Below are 17038 nucleotides of genomic sequence, written 5' to 3'. Positions count from 1 at the left end.
CATTAAAAAAGCTAATAAAGTTACTTTGGCACCATCACTAAACGCAGTCCTAAGAAATTGTTACGTGTATTTGGTGAGCCATAAAGTCGATATGCTGAGCGACAATAAACAGTTGGATTAAGCCAACTACAACCACGACCAACACGGGTTGCCCCAGATGTTGCCCCACTTGGATCCACAATTTCTGTAGTTGGATAATCTCCATACCAATCTGAACACCATTCATAAACATTTCCAAACATATCATATAAACCCCAAGGGTTTGCTTTCCTTTGTCCTACAATATGTGTTTTACCGCCAGAGTTTTTTTCAAACCAAGCTACTTCTTCTAAATTGTCTGGATATTCACTCTTGTTACCCGCTCTTGCCACATATTCCCATTCTGCTTCTGTTGGTAAACGATATTGTTTTCCCGCTAATTTTGATAGCCTTGCGCAAAATTCTACAACTTCATGCCAACTTATATTTTCTACTGGTAAATTATCTCCTTTAAATCTGGAAGGATCTGATTTAAGAGGTATATTTATTGTAGGTAAGCCTGCTATTGCTTTCCATTGAGTTTGTGTTACTTCATATCTTCCTATATAAAAATCTTTTGATATTTTCACTTTATGTAGTCGTTCATCTCCATTGTGTCCTTTTTCTGTAGCAGGTGATCCCATTTCAAATTCTCCTGCTTGAATTTTTAACATCTCTAACTTTAATCCGTCTCCTAAATCTTCTATATAAAGGTTTTCTCCTACATGTTCTTCTACTTTTACAACCTCTTTTACTGATTCTTGTACTGGTGGTTGGGTAGAAATTAATCTTCCTTCTACTAATTTTAGTTGGACTTTTTCTTCTACTATTTTACTTACTTCTTTAGGGGAGCGTTTCTCTACTTCTAGTTGCCAAATTTTTGCCGTTTTATCAGCACTAGCACTAAGTATTTTATCCATTTTATGGGAAAATAAGCCTCCAACTACAGAGTCTTTATGTTCTGCAAATGCTACAAGGAATTTGCCAGTAGTTCTTTCCCATATTCTTATAGTGTTGTCATAAGAATTAGTAATAATTAAATTTCCATCAAAGCTAAAATCCCCAGTTACTATATCTGCTGTATGGCCTTCTAATGTCCAAAGTAATTTTCCTGTAGAACTTTCCCAAAGATAAGCTTTTGTATCATTACTTGTAGTTAAAATTTCCTTTCCATCAGGACTAAATTTACAGTCTGTTACGCCTGATTGATGACTAATTTGTATGTTAAGTAATTGACCATCTTGTAATCGCCAAATTTTTGCAGTTTTATCCGTGCTACCTGTTACTAATAATTTTTCATCTGGGCTAAAAGCAAGGCTTACTACTGCTGCTTGATGTCCAATTAGCGTGTGTTTTAATTGACCACTACTACTATCCCAAGTTTTAGCTGTTTTATCTGCTGAAGTAGTAGCTATTAACTTCCCAGTTTTACTATAACTTGCAGTATAAATAGCTCCTGTATGCCCTTCCAAAGTATTTAATAATTTACCTGTTGTAGAATCCCAAATTTTAGCTGTTTGGTCATAACTCCAGGTTAATATTTGGCTACCATCAGGGCTAAATTCTGCGCCTTTTAAGGCTTCAGTGTGTCCTTGAAGTACTGCAACTAGATTTCCATCTGATACTTTCCAAAGTCTTGCTGTTTTATCCGAACTCGCTGTTACAAGTAGCTTACCATCAAAACTAAACTTGCTTGATAGTATTGTGTCTTCTATGGCCTTTTAATACAAAAGTTCTTTTCCATCATTTGCTTGCCACAGTCTTGCAGTTTTATCTTTGCTGGAAGTTGCAACTAAATTATCATCTGGGCTAAAACTAGCCATTGTTAACCCATCTGTATGATTTGATAAATTGATAGGAGGGTGATTTTCTACTTTTGCCAATGCAACTGAGAGCATATATTTTAATGCTAAATTATTATCCCCTTTTGCATAGGCTTCACTAAGGTAAACTGCTGCTCCATCTAGTTTTCCCTTTAGTATTTGCTGTCGGCCTTCTTCTTCATAAAGTTCTAAAGTTTTTAAGAGTTGTTGTTTTGTTTGCTGTCTTTGATAAAACAAGACTGTTGAAGCTATTAGTAATACACTTATTATAGATATTGCTAAAGCACGCCTTATTTGTTGAGTACGGCTAGCGTCTGAAAGACTTGCTTGTACAAATTCTTCTTCTATATCAGTTAATCTGCCTACGTAATAACTTCGCCATAATTGATATTCTGTAAGCACTTCATCGCGCCAAAGTAGTCCTTTAGGGCGGTGTCGTTCTTGCCATTGTCGGGCTGCTGCTCGCAATTGGTCACGAAGTCTTGCACCTTCTGCCATTTCTTGTCTCCATTTAACTAGACGTGGCCAGGTTGATAGCAATGCTTCATGAATAATTTCTATTCGATCTGTTCCTTTTTCTCCTTCTGTAGCAACTAAGAGCCTTGCTTGTATAAGTTTTTCTATTACTGATTCGCTATCTCTTGTTTTTCCTAGTAGTTGTAATAACTCTAATCGAGTTAAAATAGCACGAGTTCCTTGGCTTGTTACAAGATGACGAAAAGCTTCCCTAACAAGTAATTGTTCTAAGTTTGTCATTTGTTGAAGCATACTTTCAGCATGATGAGCAAGCGCACCTCCTACACCTCCCAGCATTTCATAATTTCTGCGACGAAGTTGCTTAAACTGGCTATCGCGCTGTTCCCAAAGTTTTGCAGCAGTAAAAGCTAGTAAGGGTAGCGCGCTAGTTTGATCCGTTAGTTGATTTACTATTTCTATAGCAAGATCATTATCTTCAAATTCATATCCTATGCGTCTAGCTGGAAGTACTAGTATTCTAAGTAGTTGTGTTGAATCAGGAGTTGTTAATATTTCTATGGATTGATTAAGACGATCTTTTAGAGCATTTAATTCTTTGGCACGAACTAAAAAATCATCCCTCATTGTTAGCACTACTCTTATAGGATCTTCTTCTGAACGTGCTAGAGATACTAATGCTTCAACATAAAGTTTTTGCTCTTGTCTGTTTAAACAAAGTGTAAAGATCTCTTCAAATTGATCTACTACTATTAAAACTTTACTACTATTAGCTATCGCAAACATTCTTAAGAGCTTAGATAGGTACTCTATATCTTTTTCTAACTCAGATTTTAAGTCTGTTAGCTCAAGCCCTAGTTTAGAAAGTTTTGCTGATAAAGTAGAGATAGGAGAAATACTAGGACGAGTTGTTAAGATTTTCCAGTTTTTATCTAAATTCGCCACAATTCCTGCTTGGATAAAAGAACTTTTACCTGCTCCTGATGCTCCCACTACTGCTAATAATGGCTGCACTCTTAGACGATTAAGAAAACTTTCTGTTTCTTTTTCTCTTCCAAAAAATAGTGTTGAATCTTCTGGAGAAAAACTAGCTAAACCTAGATAAGGTGATTTTTCAAGGAGTGAATCCTCTTTAAACTTTTCATCCTCTCTAGAAATGTTCTTTTATCCAATCAAAAGCCGATTGTCTCTCTATTTCAAAAGCTTGAGGAAAACTAATTAGTTTTGCTCCATTTCTTCCTTTTCCATCTAGTAAAAAAACTTCTTTTACTGCTCCTAAACTTGGTTCTACTATTTCTACTAACGGCCATAGTGAAAGGACAAAATACCCATTTACATCTATTAACATAGCTTTTTCATTAGCTAAATTACTACTTTTTACAGGTACTATGCTAAGATGCTTTGCTATACCCATCCATTTAGTTGCTTGATTGTCTTTTGGCAGTACCAAATGGTAATCACATATCCAACTTACTTCTTTTAGTAATATAGTAAGCTTAAAGAGGAATTGCTCAAGTAATTCTACTAAGCTTTCTTCCTTTAATGAAACAGCCATTGTTATTTTTTCTTGTAATTGCAAAAGGCTAGCAAATATCTCACTTATAGAACTAGAAGAATCATTATTAGCAAAAAAAGTGATACAAGTTCAGCAACAGCAAAGCATCTCTCTTTTTAGCAAATGAGCGGCATAATTCTCTAGAAAGTTCTATCCATTGTGCTTCATTTAGTGTTTCTTGATATAAAGCACTTATTGATTTATTTATTAACTCATTATTTTGTATCTTATCAGCGATACTAGTATAACTAGCTATAGATAATATACCTATATAGCGAATTAAAACGCGAAAAACTAATAAAACTCTATCTTTGAATTTATAAGCATTGTGGGAAGCTAGAAGGCTTGCAACACTTTCTGCTATTGGCTTTGGTGCATTAGTTAATAAATTTTCTTTTACTATCTCATCAAATTGAGGCAAATTAGCTTTCTCTTCATCAAAGTTTGCTGCTTGATGAAAATTCTTTGCAAATTCTAAAGCTGTTTGATAGCGATCTTCTACTCTTTTAGATAAGGCTTTTTGTAAAACATCATTAAGTTTACTAGGAAAAGAACTCTTAAGAGGAGGAACAGGTTTAGAAAGATGCGCTCCATAAAGTTCAAAACCTTTTTCCTTAAAAGGAACTGTGCCAGTAATGGCTTGATAAGCCAAAATTCCTAAAGAATAAATATCACTTCTAGCATCAGCATTTGCTCCATTTTCCCATTGTTCTGGGGGCATGTAAGATGGAGTACCTATAACTCCATGTGTTTTAAGTGTTTCTATATTTATACTATTTTTATTTATTTTAAGCTCTATTACTGGCTTTTTATTATTAGCTATTTGTCCTAATTTTAAGAAATCTTCTATATCTATATTCTCATTACTAATAGTAGTTTCTTGATCTATTAAATTATTATTTTCAATTATAGTTTCTTGATTTCTTAAACCATTACTTTTAATGATAGTTTCTTGATCTATTAAATTATCATTATCAACAACAGTATTTTTATCATTCAAAGCATCAGTTTTAACTACAAAATGATCATTTGTAATAGTTTTTTGACTGTTAATTTTATTAGTTTCTTTAGAATCTCTATATTTAGGGCTTTTATCAATAAAACCAATTTTTTCTTCAGGAGAGTTTTGATGCAAGTCTTTAGCAATACCAAAATCTAAAAGTTTGGGGAGTAAACGACCAGCACGAGAAATAATCATAACGTTGGCAGGTTTTAAGTCCCGATGAATAATTCCTGCTTCATGTGCTGTATGAACCACTTCACAAATTTTATCTAACAGTGGTACAAATTTTTCTAAAGAAAGTGAGCCTTGAGACTTAAGTATTTCATTTAGTGGAGTCCCAGCAACCATTTCCATTGCAATCCAAAGTAATCCATCGCTTTCTGCCCCAAATGAATAAATATGTGCGCAATATGGATGCTCCAAACTTGAAGCTAAGCGGGCCTCTCGCTTAAAACGCTTTATAACACTTTTATTTGTTCTATGCCTAGTATGTAGTACTTTTATTACTGCTTCTCGCTCTAAGGTTAGTTGAGTAGCTTTATAAACAGCACCAAAACCACCTTCCCCTAGTTTTTCTTTTACTAGAAAATCTCCTAGTGTTCTACCAACAATAGGATCTATTTTGTCAATATTCATAAAGCCCTCGCAAGGAAACCCACGTCTTTAGACGTGGGAGGAATTGCGGTCTTGTATTGTGTTAAGTAAGAATAAGAATAACCGTCACAAGAAAAGATAAGTTTACAGTATTTATGGCTAATACCTTGGATAGTGGTTTTGCTAGTAGAGATATTGAAAGAACCAGAAGCCCTAACAGAAACTTTGCCAGTATAAGTACCAACTTTCTTTCCCTTAGTAACAACAGCCTTTACCATATCACCAGTAGCAAAGCCAAAGAATTTCTTACCTGCTTTAGCTTTAGTTCTAGGAAAGCCAAATTTGTCCATTAAGCACATTTGCCTACTTCCATGTCCTGTTGCTTTTATCTCTAATACTGTTATTTTGTCTACTTTTAGCTGTGGAGTGCTACTACCAACACAAGCTGCATCTATCCAATGTGCTTTGGCTAACTTTTGGCTACTACGGTTAAACTTAGTTAAACCACCACTACCTATCTCTATTGGCAATTGAAATTCTTTTAATCTATTGAGTATTTCCCATCTTGTGCTGTTTACTGCTGCTGCATCTTTTAATGGTACTTTGGCTTGTGCCTGTACTTGTGATATCCAAACTCTGTAGCAGTTTTATTGCCTTCCTTTATATTGCACTTTTCACAAGCTATTGTTAGGTTTGTTACTCTATTACTTCCACCTCTACTTTTTGGCACTATATGTTCTATCTGCAAGGCTGTGTTCTCTTTTCCACAATAGGCACATTTACGTTTGTATTTTTCTAAAAGATACTCGCGCAATTCATATCCAGCTAAACTACCTTGTTGATATTCAACTCCTTTTATTTCAGCACTTTGCATTAATTGTGTATCAAATTTTACTAGCTCTAAACTTATTCCCTTAATTGGACATAGCTTGATAAGTCTTCTTACCCAAGTTTCTACATTAGCTACTCTACTTAATATGGAAGGAGCAAGCCAACCTTTAGCCCTTGTTCTATTATTAAACTTAGGCTTGCGATAGCGTGTTTTTCTATTTCGTCTATTACTACGAACTCCACGACGACTATCTAAACTAGACTTAATAGTTTCTCCTCTATGCTCAATTTCAGCAGCAAATACTACTTCTCCTGTTTCTTGATTAACTAAAGCTAGTCCCGTTGTTTTGCTACCTGGGTCTAGCTTTAGCTGATAAGTTTGTAGTTGGGGGTCTACAACTTCTTTTTTAAGTATGATGGTGAAAGGAAAACGCTTGTATACAGCCGCCAGCCCTGCTTTCAACAACCTACGAGCTTGACCGGGATGACACATATCTAGCTGTTTTCCTGTTGTGTCTAATACAAATACTTTTTGAATAGTAAAGTTTACCTCCTATTTCTAGGGTTATTTTTGCCTCGACAATGTTAGCAATCAGCATATCTACTAAGCACTACCACTATACCCTTGCAGTTGTTTAACTTAGCAGTTACATAGCTTGCAACTGGCTCGCATTCCAAGGTGTGTTCTTTTACTCTTTTGCTAACGTAGCTCTTAAAGAACTTGGTCTGGTCACTCGGACTCGTTTGCTTCACACAAACAAGCCAACGGCTTTAGCCGTTGGTAAGTGACTGCTTTTTCTATTCTACTTCCTCAGAAATGAAACTTTTTTCTAAAAATTTTGACATCTTATTTAGAGAGTTTAATTTTCTGTTATCGCTTTAACTTAAGAACACTAGCAGATTATTCTTTATCTTAATTAAGCTATCTAAAAATACTAGTAGTAATTTTACCATTTTCATCTATTGAGCCTCGATACATTCCAGGTGTATTAAAAGGCATAGCAATATTTCCATCTTTATCAATACAAATAACTCCACCAGCACCACCAAACTTGACTAGTTTATCCATTACTACTTTATCTGACGCATCTTTTAGAGATAATTTTTGATATTGCATCAAAGCAGAAATATCATAAGCTACAACCGCACGAATAAAATATTCTCCGTGACCTGTAGCAGACACGGCGCAAGTTTGATTATTGGCATAAGTACCAGCACCAATAATTGGAGCATCTCCAACACGGCCAAATTTTTTATTAGTAGTTCCTCCTGTAGAAGTACCAGCAGCTAAATTACCTGTTTTATCTAAAGCTACCGCGCCTACAGTACCAAATTTATTTTCATCATGGAGTTGTGTTTTAAGAAAAGAAGTTTTTTTAGATTCCTTAGCTTTTTCTTTTTGAAGTTGTTCAAAACGACGTTTAGTAAAAAAGTATTTTTGGTCAACTAGCGTCATGCCTTGTTTTTGAGCAAACTTTTCTGCTCCATTTCCAACCATCATTACATGAGGAGATTTTTCCATAACCATACGAGCTAGTGAGATTGGATTTTTTATATGTTTTGTGCCTGCAACAGAACCTGCTGCTAAGCTTGCGCCATCCATAATAGCAGCATCTAGCTCTATAGTACCTTCGCTAGTAAAAACTGCACCTTTACCAGCGTTAAAAAGTGGAGAATCTTCTAAGATTTTTATTGCAGTTTCTACAGCATCCAGGCTTTTACCACCGTTTTTTAGCACTTGATGACCTGCTTGCAAAGCTTCTGATAATTTTTCATGGTAGGCTTTTTCATCTTCAGCAGAAAGATTTTCTCTTAAAATAACCCCTGCTCCGCCGTGAATTGCAAGCCTAAAAGGTTGCTCAGCATTAGAATAAGTAGGTGTTTCAGATATTAAAAAAGCTAATATTAAAGTTATTAACAAATATAGTGATATTCTTTTAAGCATTATTAAACTCCTAGTTAAAAACAGAATTTTTAGTTTATGTTTTTGATTGCCAAAGTGTTGGCGTAGTTACAGCTTTAGCCTTTTCTACTGCAATAGCAACAAAACCCATTGTATAACGAGCATTAATTTCTAACAGTGGATGAAGTCCGCCGCTATGTTCTAAAGCATCAATTCCGGCTGGGCCCGTGTAGCCTTCTTGAAACAATCGTTTTCCTACTTGTTGAGCAATATTTTTTAATTCCATAAGCCTATTAGAAGGGATTTGACGACCTAGTAAATATCCAATTCCTGTTCCAGCACCATTGGTTTGTAAATCGCTTACACCCACAAAATCAATTTCTCCATTAGGTAAAATATACATTGCTATGCCATATTCACGACTAACTTCTAGCCAGGGTTGAAAAATTAACTGCTCTTTTTGCTGAAACTTACGTTCTATCCAAACTCTAGCCCCTTGGGTTAAAATAGGGCCATTTCCCAAAACTCTTTCACGTGCTGCTACACCCATTGGGCTTTTAATTACCCACTTACCTTTAATAGTTTTTATTATCTTTTCTAACTCTTCAAAGTTACTAACAATGGCTGCTGTAGGTAGTAAAATATTCCATTCTTTTTCTAGCTGAAAGCTAAAAAGTTTAGAGTTAACTCTAGAAATTAACTCTAAGTCAACTTTATTAACAATAGCACCAAATTTTTCTCCAACAGAGATTGCGCTTGTTGTCCAACCCCAAGGAGTGAAAAATTTTTCTGGATATTTTGTTTTGCTAGTAGGAAAAACTAGTTCTACTTCTTGTTTTCTAGCAAATTCTTTAACTTCACTTGACCAAGGTTCAGCTAGTATTAGAGCATCCCCTTTTTGAGCTAACCAAAGTAGATGCGGAGCAAGTTTTTGGTTAATTTGAGCAACAATATTGCTACAAAAATATTTTTTATTAGGTGAGTTAGCTAACTCCATTTCAAAGTCAGCATTCATATACCAAAGCTTATTTACCATCTTATAAACTAACTACAATACGAAAACCTATAGTGTTGCTAGCTTTATCTGGAATGCTACATTCCCGAAAAGCAGACCGACACATTAGCCCAGAACTAATCCAGGCTCCTCCTCTTAAGACTCGTCTTAAAGGATCTCCGCCTTGTTCCCAGGCTTGCTCATTGGCGGGCGCACCTTGATAATCTCTATGATAGATATCTTGGCACCATTCCCAAAGATTTCCATGACAATCATAGAGTCCAAAAGCGTTAGCAAAAGCTAACTGGCCTACTGTACTAGTATGTTTTCGGTAAATACCCTTTGGAGCAACTCCTAGCGAAAAATTAGCATTAAAATTTACAATTTCGCTTGTAATAGTTTCGCCAAAAGCAAAAGTGGATGTTGTTCCAGCCCTTGCAGCATATTCCCATTGTGCTTCACTAGGTAAATGATAATACCTACCTGTTTTTATTGATAAGCGTTGGCAAAATTCGCCTACATCAAACCAAGATACTTGTTCTACAGGTAGATTTAAGTTTCCATCTACTTGAAAACAAGATGGATTGTCCTGCATTATTGCCACCCATTGAGCTTGAGTAATTAAGTATTTACTCATATAAAAAATAGGAATTTTAACTGCATGGCGTGGTTCTTCAGTTGCTTGACTATCTGAATCTACAAATTTATCTGACCCCATTAAAAAAGTTCCTGGTGGAATTTCTACCATTTCCAATTTTACTGTTTCAGTTAAATTTTCTTTAAAATAGCGAGTTGTCCGGCTATAACGTGCCGCAATCATACCGGTTTTATCTAAAAGCACAGTTTCAAAAGGAAAATCGCTAAAATTAGGTAAACTCTTAAACGCTCCAGAGCGAATTTCTTTCTTATTAGGTGTTGAAACCCAAATAACTGGTTTTAAGAGCGTTTTATTAGGCACAGTTGATGATGATACATTAAGTTGCAACTCAGACTTTAGCATTTCCTTTTGTGCTACTTCCAAGCTACTTTCATTTCTGCACCAGAAGTATACCGATTACCCGGATCTTTACTTAAGGCTTTAATCACAATCTGACGTAACAGGATGGGGATGGTTTTAGGCATTGGGTCAGGTTCAGTCATCGAAACAGCATAAATTAAAGCTACCCCATTTTGAGGAAAAGGTAATTTCCCACATAGCATTTTGTATAGCAGAACACCCATTGACCAAATATCAACTTGTGGACTACGTTTACCATCAAACATTTCTGGTGCCATATAAGCAGGCGTACCAGCAATGCTATGTGTATTTTCTGAAGTTAATTGGCGTGAAACTCCAAAATCTGTTAAACGTGGAATCTCACCAGCCAACATTATATTTGCAGGTTTTAAGTCTCTATGAACTATATTTTTGCTATGTAAATGAGCAAGACCTATAACAATACCTAATGCCATTGACAGAGCAGATTCTATGGTTGGGGCTAATCCTTTATGTTTTTGCAACCAATCATCTAATGAGCCATCTGGTACATACTCAGTAACTATTACAGGGACATCATTATAAATATCAGCCTCAATTATTGGTAAGATATTTGGATGAGTACCTAATTGGGCCCAGAGTTGAGATTCTCTAGCAATTTCGTTTTGGTCTTGAAATTCTTCTCGAATGATTTTTAGTGCTACTTGAGTGGTGGCAAATCTACCACGACGTTCAGCTAACCAAACATCGCTAAATTGTCCACCTCCAAGCTTTTTTACCAAAGTATAAGGGCCAATCAAGTCTCCTGGAGTTAGCTTTAGCATAACCTCTTTAGTTGATAAAATTGTTGTGATAGATTAAAACCAATAGCATAACATACACAATAAAGACAGGGTATACAACTTTTAAGTTTATATATAAAATCTATGAGTGATAATACTAAAACTCCTCCAGAAGCAGGACTGCCTGTTAGGTTAACAATTGTTGATGCAGACGATGAAGGAAACCGTTCTCGAAACATTGCAGGTAAAGTAGTAGATTTAAGCTTACAAGGGATGCACATTCAAACTACTACAATTGAAAGCGATTCATTAAATATCATTAAAGATCATACAGTTGCTTTTAAGAACCGACTAGACATAGAAATTGATCTACCTGTTGGAACAGTTCATATTGAAGGGTTTGCCGTGTGGTATCGTCCAGCAGAAGACCAAATTAACTGGAGTGTAGGAGTTTACATTAAGGAAATGTCTAGTCAAGATTTAGAATTATATGAAAGTTATTTAACTTCTATTGGTGGAATTTAAGTTTTTATAATAAGTTTCTTAGCTGCCTTGTTCTTGGGTTAACATCTCAAAAACAAGGCAACTTACTGTTAAGAAAAACATACTTTAATTCTATGTTTTCTAATTAATTTATTTATAACTAATAATGCTAGACATTGGCCCGGCCAAATCAATTACATCCTTTAATTCATTGTAAGGAATAGATATAGTTCCAACATCTCCATAAACATGAGCTATGCCAAAATGTAGGTAAATTCCTCTTTCAGTAATATTCCAACACCAAATATTTTCCCTAGGTGGAGAGGTGTCAAAGAAAAAACCTGTATCAGTATTTTTAGTTAATGAAGAACAGATTTTGTCAATTTTTTCTAAGTAATTAGAATTTTTTAAAAACAAATCTTCTAACTTTATTTCCTGACCTGTATTTAAGTTAAAGTTAAAAGCCATAACGGAAGTGTTTGGGTGTGCTGCTCCTAAATAGTAACTTCCAGAATAAAATACAACGCTAATTAAATCTTTGTTAGCAAATTCTACAATGTAATAACCATCATAATAGCTACCTGTTTCTGAATCAGCAAAAGCAGGATCAGTTTCATTTTCTGAAGTATTTTCTTTAAATTCCTGGTAAATTTTTTGGACTTTTTCTGATAATTGTTGGTTAAATTTTTCTATATTGGGCTGATTTGATCCTTGAATTTGTGGATAGCTAAAATTAAAACTATACTTTTTAGACTTATCTTCTTCTTTTATTTCTTTATCTATTATTTGTACTTTTTCACCTAGAAAAAAAGTTTTTTCATAAAGAAAAAAGTTAAAAGTCCGGCTTCCATCAGCTTTTGTCCAGTTTCCATTGAGTTTTACTGATGTGCGCCCATCTCTTTCTTCTGCTAGGAGTTTACCTGTAAATTTACCTGTTTCTTTATTTACTGGCCCACTTTCCATAGGAACAAATTCTGTTTCTGTTAAAGCAAAACTACCATCATCTTCTACATTGCCACTTAATGAAAGTATACTAGGGCTAACAGCACTAACTATTTGAGCTTTATTGCTTTCATAACGATAAGTTCCATATAGCTCTTTTTCATTTCTCTGTAACTGGGCAAATATATTATATTTATCAACTTTACCAACTAATATTTTATTAAATGTTCTTGGTGCAGTAACGCTAGCTTTGTTAGGCTTTGATAGTTCCTCGCTTGGTTGTGTTGGATTATTTGGAACATTTGAGGATGTGTTATTTTTGCTATTTTTGCAAGAAAATAGACAAAAACTAACTGTAAAGATTAATACTATAGATAATAATTTAGTTTTACTCATTAATTTTATACCTTAAAATTACTAGCCTACTACTACAATAATTTAGCAAGCTATAATTGCATTCTTAGCCAAACTAATGTATTTGTTTTTTTTAACAGAACTGTAAAATGAGTTTATTATATAAAATTTTCTTTCACGTCAAAAATCTATTTACTGAGCAAAATTGGTATAGGCTTGCAGTAGCAAGTATAGTAATTTTCTCTACTTGCCTACGTTTTTGGGGGCTAGCACGTTTTGATGTCTTAGTTTTTGATGAAGTACATTTTGCTAATTTTGCAAATAATTACTTAAATAATATACATGTTTTTGATGCACACCCTCCGTTAGGAAAATATTTTATTGCTTTTGGTATTTGGGTTTTAGGGTTTAACCCTGTTGGTTATCGTTGGGTTAACGCGCTAGTTGGTTCTTTTATTCCAGTGCTTTTAATGGCAATTGCCTATAAATTAACAGGCCGTCGACAATATTCACTTCTTGCAGGGCTGTTTGCAACTTTAGATGGGCTTTTACTTGTAGAATCACGTCATGCACTATTAAACACCTATTTATTATTTTTTGGCTTACTAGGACATTTATTTTTTTTAATCTCACTTCAAAAACAAGGCTTACGTCAATGGGTATATTTATTTTTTACAGGGGTCTTTCTAGGTGCAACAATTTCAGTTAAATGGAGTGGTTTAAGCTTTATTGCAGCACTTTATGGTTTTTGGTTAGTTGCTTACATAAATAAAAGGCTATTTTTAGAAAACTTAATTTTTACTAAAACATACTCAGACAATAATTTAGCTTTATCACCTACAGAACAAATTGAGCAAATAAAGTTTTATCAATTAGCAATCTTTTTACCTTTAATTATTTATGCTACTTACTTTTTAGCATGGCAACCTCACTTAAAACAAAATCCAGGAACAATTAAAGAGGTAGAAACTCAAATCTATAACTTTCATAAATCCTATGCTAACCGCCCACAAGAACATCCTTACACTTCTGCCTGGTATAGTTGGCCTATGATGATTAGACCTGTTTGTTATTTTTATGAAACAACTAAAAATCCTAGCGAAATTATACCAAATCGCAAAACTCCATTACCATTAAATGAAGTAAAGTTAGTCTATGATATTCACGCTATGGGAAACCCTTTACTTTATTGGTTTGCAATTATCGCGCTCTTTGCTTTGGCTTTTGTGTTATGTGAGCAATTCTGGTTTTTACTTAAAGGCTTGATAAAGCTAGCAGATAAAAAATACTTAGCAATAAACTTTTTTGTCCCACTTTATTTAATAATTAGCTACAGTGCTAATTTATTTAGTTGGGCTGGTGTTAGTCGTTTTACTTTTCTTTATCATTATATGCCTGCCTCTATTTTTAGCTTTTTAGCTCTAGCTTGGTTGACTGATTATTTGCTTGCAAGCAAACAAAAAATGGCTGTTAACTTAAGTATTTTTATTATTTTGATAATTAGCATATCTTTTCTTTTCTTTTTGCCTGTTTATTTAGGTTTACCTATATCTCCAAGAGGATTTTTTCTTAGAATGTGGCTCCCCTCTTGGATTTAAGAATCTTTAACTAGTAGAAAAACCAGTTTATTTTTAACTATTCTGTCTATAAGTTGCTGGAAAAACTAAGCAAGTATGGCTTTTAAGTTCTCTTTAACCATGCGATAAATTAAGGCTGACCTTTTTCCTTATGGAGAATAATCAAAAACATTCATGAAAACTTGTCCCGTTTGCCAACGAACTTATGAAAACATAATGTTTTTTTGTGTCTATGATGGACAACCACTCATAGATCCCCCGCTAGAGCGTGATAATTTACTAGAACAAATTATTGATAATAAATACTCTATAGACTATAAAATTGCTGAAGGTGGGACAGGTACAGTTTATCGAGCTACACATCTACAACTTCAATCACCTGTTGCAATAAAAATTATGCACCGTGCATTAACTAATGATGGTGTAGCAATAGAGAGATTTCGCCGTGAAGCTTATGCAGCAATGAAGGTTCGCCATCCAAATGCTGTTGCTGTATTAGATTTTGGTATTACTGTTGATCGTCTAGTTTATGTAGTTATGGAGTTATTAGTAGGGCAATCTTTATATGAAAGATTAAAATCCCGCCATCATTTCTCTATAGAAGAAGCTAACCATTTAATGCAACAAATCTGTCCCGCTGTAGCCATAGCACACACTAGAGGCATAATTCATCGAGACTTAAAACCAGAAAATATTTATCTTCATCAAGAAGACGGACAAGAAGCAGCTAAAGTTTTAGATTTTGGTATTGCTAAAGTTTATGACTTGAAATTTACAGATGAAGCAGCAGGAGAAATTACTGGTAGTGGTGCTGTAGTTGGAACTCCCTTTTATATCTCTCCTGAACAATGTTCTGGTCAACCTGTAGACGCTCGTGCAGATATTTATAGTCTAGGAATAATGCTTTATCAATTACTTACAGGTGAACTTCCATTTGATGGGCCGTCTCCAATTATTGTTTTACTTAAACAACTTAATGAAAAGGCGCGTCCAATTCATGAAATTCGTCCAGAAATACCAAAATTAATTAATGCCGTTGTAATGCATGCACTAGAAAAAGATCCTCGATCCCGTCCTGCTTCAGCACTAACTTTTGCTCAAGAACTAGATGCTGCAAGCAAAGCCGTTACAGAACAAGAATTTAAAGAACTATTTGTTCAAGCTACAGATAAAGAACTAGAAGCAGCTATTTTACTTACGGGTGAAAACATTGGGTCTTTTGCACGCCGAAGTGTTGCAAATGCTTCTAGTTCTAGTGAAAACATTAATGATCTTCCTATAACAGAACAACCTACAGTAGTTAGCGGTATAGAAGCACCTAAAATAATAAAAACTCCAGGCAAATCAGGCTTTTTAAGTAATAAACATGTTCAAGGACATTTAAGTTGGTTTGATTTAGCATCAACCATCCATTTATTAATTGGGCTACAAGAAACCGGTTTATTAACCCTTCATAACACAGAATTTGCACCAGAAACTGATATAGATTTATCTGATGTTAGAGCTTTTGCAAGTATATACTTTGATCAAGGTAATATTACTCATGTACGTTTAGGTGTACGTAGTGGTAGTGAAGCTTTTTACCAGCTATTTCAAATGCCATTAGAAGGTTGTTTTCTCTTTCGACAATGCTTACTTCCAAGCGAACTTGAAGAGCTAATTCCAATTAGTGAAACAGGCAAAAAATTACTTAAAGATGCTTTAGGGCTAAAAACTTTACTTAGTCGTTTTGTCTTAAAATTCCCTAGTCTTTTAACTAATTTTAAGCGTCGTGCATTGCAAATAAGCTGGCGCGATCAGGAAACGGAAGATTTGGCACAAAAAATTTGGGATATGCTGGCACAGCCCGGTATTACTATTAATGAATTACTAGCACGTTCTCCATGTTGTAATGCTAAGACTTATCAGGTACTTGCAACACTTTTAGCTACTAGACAAATTAGCGGCGGAAAGACTTCTAGTTTAAGTGAAATCCGTGTTACGGATGCTATGCCAGAGTTAAAAGAAGGTTTTTAGTCTTTATAAGTTTTATAAAATATTAAATTAGTATAAATACATAGTAACTTAAAATAGGATCTTAAATTCTAAGACCTGAAAAGGGTTAAATAATTGTGTCCTAAGTCTTTAGATTTAGGGCTTGTAGAAAGGTTAAATAATTAATGCAAAGTCGTAAATTAATCATAGTTCTAATAGTGCTGTTATTTTCTATAGCATGTGAAAATAACAACACTACTACTAATCCAAGTCCAGCTAGCCCAGCAGCTAGCCCGGCAGCTAGCCCAACAGCTTCTCCTGTTGCTTCTGCAACACCTGCGACTACAACACCTAATTGTGCAGATATCCCAGCAGAATGTCCCGGAGTAAAACCCACTGCGGAACAACAAGTTAAAACTACGGATTCTGGGTTAAAATACATTGATTTAGCAGAAGGCAAAGGGCCACAACCTAAAAAGGGTCAAACTGTCTCTGTACACTATACCGGCTGGTTAATAGATGGAAAACAATTTGATAGCTCAATTGGTAGTACTCCAATACAATTTCCTCTTGGAATGCGTAGAGTGATTGATGGCTGGGATGAAGGTTTATTAAGCATGAAAGTTGGTGGAAAACGCAAACTAATTATTCCTGCATCGCTTGGTTATGGGGCTTCAGGCTCACCCCCAGTTATTCCACCTAATGCAGTACTAGTTTTTGATGTTGAATTATTAGAAGCAAAGTAGTCTACTTAA

General features: G+C 34.8%; 13 protein-coding genes and 3 pseudogenes. 4 read left to right on the top strand and 12 right to left on the bottom strand.

The window, feature by feature from the left end:
- Nucleotides 1-20: 20 nt before the first annotated feature.
- From IPK14_13290 to IPK14_13240, 11 genes and pseudogenes are all read right to left on the bottom strand, one after another.
- Nucleotides 21-1490 (bottom strand): SUMF1/EgtB/PvdO family nonheme iron enzyme, encoded by a 1470-nt coding sequence (locus IPK14_13290; GenBank protein ID MBK7994347.1) that lies wholly within the window; start codon nt 1488-1490, stop codon nt 21-23.
- A 27-nt stretch (nt 1491-1517) separates the two neighbouring features.
- Nucleotides 1518-1634 (bottom strand): annotated as a pseudogene (locus IPK14_13285) (hypothetical protein).
- Between the two features lie 9 nt (nt 1635-1643).
- A pseudogene (locus IPK14_13280) lies at nt 1644-1733 on the bottom strand (hypothetical protein).
- Between the two features lie 6 nt (nt 1734-1739).
- Complete coding sequence (locus IPK14_13275) at nt 1740-3329, bottom strand: hypothetical protein (protein ID MBK7994346.1); 1590 nt, start codon at nt 3327-3329, stop codon at nt 1740-1742.
- 136 nt (nt 3330-3465) lie between these two features.
- Nucleotides 3466-3870 (bottom strand): hypothetical protein, encoded by a 405-nt coding sequence (locus IPK14_13270; protein ID MBK7994345.1) that lies wholly within the window; start codon nt 3868-3870, stop codon nt 3466-3468.
- Between the two features lie 67 nt (nt 3871-3937).
- A complete protein-coding gene (locus tag IPK14_13265) occupies nt 3938-5509 on the bottom strand; it encodes a protein kinase (protein ID MBK7994344.1) in 1572 nt (523 codons plus the stop codon).
- Nucleotides 5506-6836, bottom strand: a pseudogene (locus IPK14_13260) (RRXRR domain-containing protein). The gene IPK14_13265 and the pseudogene IPK14_13260 overlap by 4 nt, the downstream one beginning before the upstream one ends.
- A gap of 384 nt (nt 6837-7220) precedes the next feature.
- A complete protein-coding gene (locus IPK14_13255) occupies nt 7221-8243 on the bottom strand; it encodes an isoaspartyl peptidase/L-asparaginase (protein ID MBK7994343.1) in 1023 nt (340 codons plus the stop codon).
- A gap of 34 nt (nt 8244-8277) precedes the next feature.
- Complete coding sequence (locus tag IPK14_13250) at nt 8278-9237, bottom strand: hypothetical protein (protein ID MBK7994342.1); 960 nt, start codon at nt 9235-9237, stop codon at nt 8278-8280.
- A gap of 1 nt (nt 9238) precedes the next feature.
- Nucleotides 9239-10195 carry a formylglycine-generating enzyme family protein gene (locus IPK14_13245; GenBank protein MBK7994341.1) on the bottom strand — a complete coding sequence of 319 codons (957 nt, stop codon included), beginning with the start codon at nt 10193-10195 and terminating at the stop codon, nt 9239-9241.
- A gap of 11 nt (nt 10196-10206) precedes the next feature.
- Nucleotides 10207-10995, bottom strand: coding sequence for a serine/threonine protein kinase (locus IPK14_13240; protein MBK7994340.1), 789 nt, complete (start codon nt 10993-10995; stop codon nt 10207-10209).
- A 102-nt stretch (nt 10996-11097) separates the two neighbouring features.
- Between IPK14_13240 and IPK14_13235 the strand changes: the two genes are divergently transcribed.
- Nucleotides 11098-11478 (top strand): PilZ domain-containing protein, encoded by a 381-nt coding sequence (locus IPK14_13235; GenBank protein MBK7994339.1) that lies wholly within the window; start codon nt 11098-11100, stop codon nt 11476-11478.
- A 108-nt stretch (nt 11479-11586) separates the two neighbouring features.
- Here the strand turns inward: IPK14_13235 and IPK14_13230 are convergent, their stop codons facing one another.
- Nucleotides 11587-12774 (bottom strand): DUF4163 domain-containing protein, encoded by a 1188-nt coding sequence (locus tag IPK14_13230; protein MBK7994338.1) that lies wholly within the window; start codon nt 12772-12774, stop codon nt 11587-11589.
- Between the two features lie 107 nt (nt 12775-12881).
- Here IPK14_13230 and IPK14_13225 point away from each other — a divergent pair, with 107 nt between their 5' ends.
- The 3 genes from IPK14_13225 (at nt 12882) to IPK14_13215 (ending at nt 17029) form a co-directional block, all read left to right on the top strand.
- Nucleotides 12882-14330 (top strand): phospholipid carrier-dependent glycosyltransferase, encoded by a 1449-nt coding sequence (locus tag IPK14_13225; protein ID MBK7994337.1) that lies wholly within the window; start codon nt 12882-12884, stop codon nt 14328-14330.
- Between the two features lie 153 nt (nt 14331-14483).
- On the top strand, nt 14484-16325 hold the full coding sequence (locus IPK14_13220; protein MBK7994336.1) for a protein kinase: 1842 nt from the start codon (nt 14484-14486) through the stop codon (nt 16323-16325).
- Nucleotides 16326-16468: 143 nt separating this feature from the next.
- Nucleotides 16469-17029 (top strand): FKBP-type peptidyl-prolyl cis-trans isomerase, encoded by a 561-nt coding sequence (locus tag IPK14_13215; GenBank protein ID MBK7994335.1) that lies wholly within the window; start codon nt 16469-16471, stop codon nt 17027-17029.
- The last annotated feature ends 9 nt before the right edge of the window (nt 17030-17038 follow it).

Source organism: Blastocatellia bacterium (genome assembly GCA_016713405.1).
In the GTDB taxonomy this organism is placed as follows: domain Bacteria; phylum Acidobacteriota; class Blastocatellia; order Chloracidobacteriales; family JADJPF01; genus JADJPF01.
The sequence above is the reverse complement of the archived record's forward strand: the minus strand, read 5'-3'. Positions and strand labels throughout refer to the sequence as shown.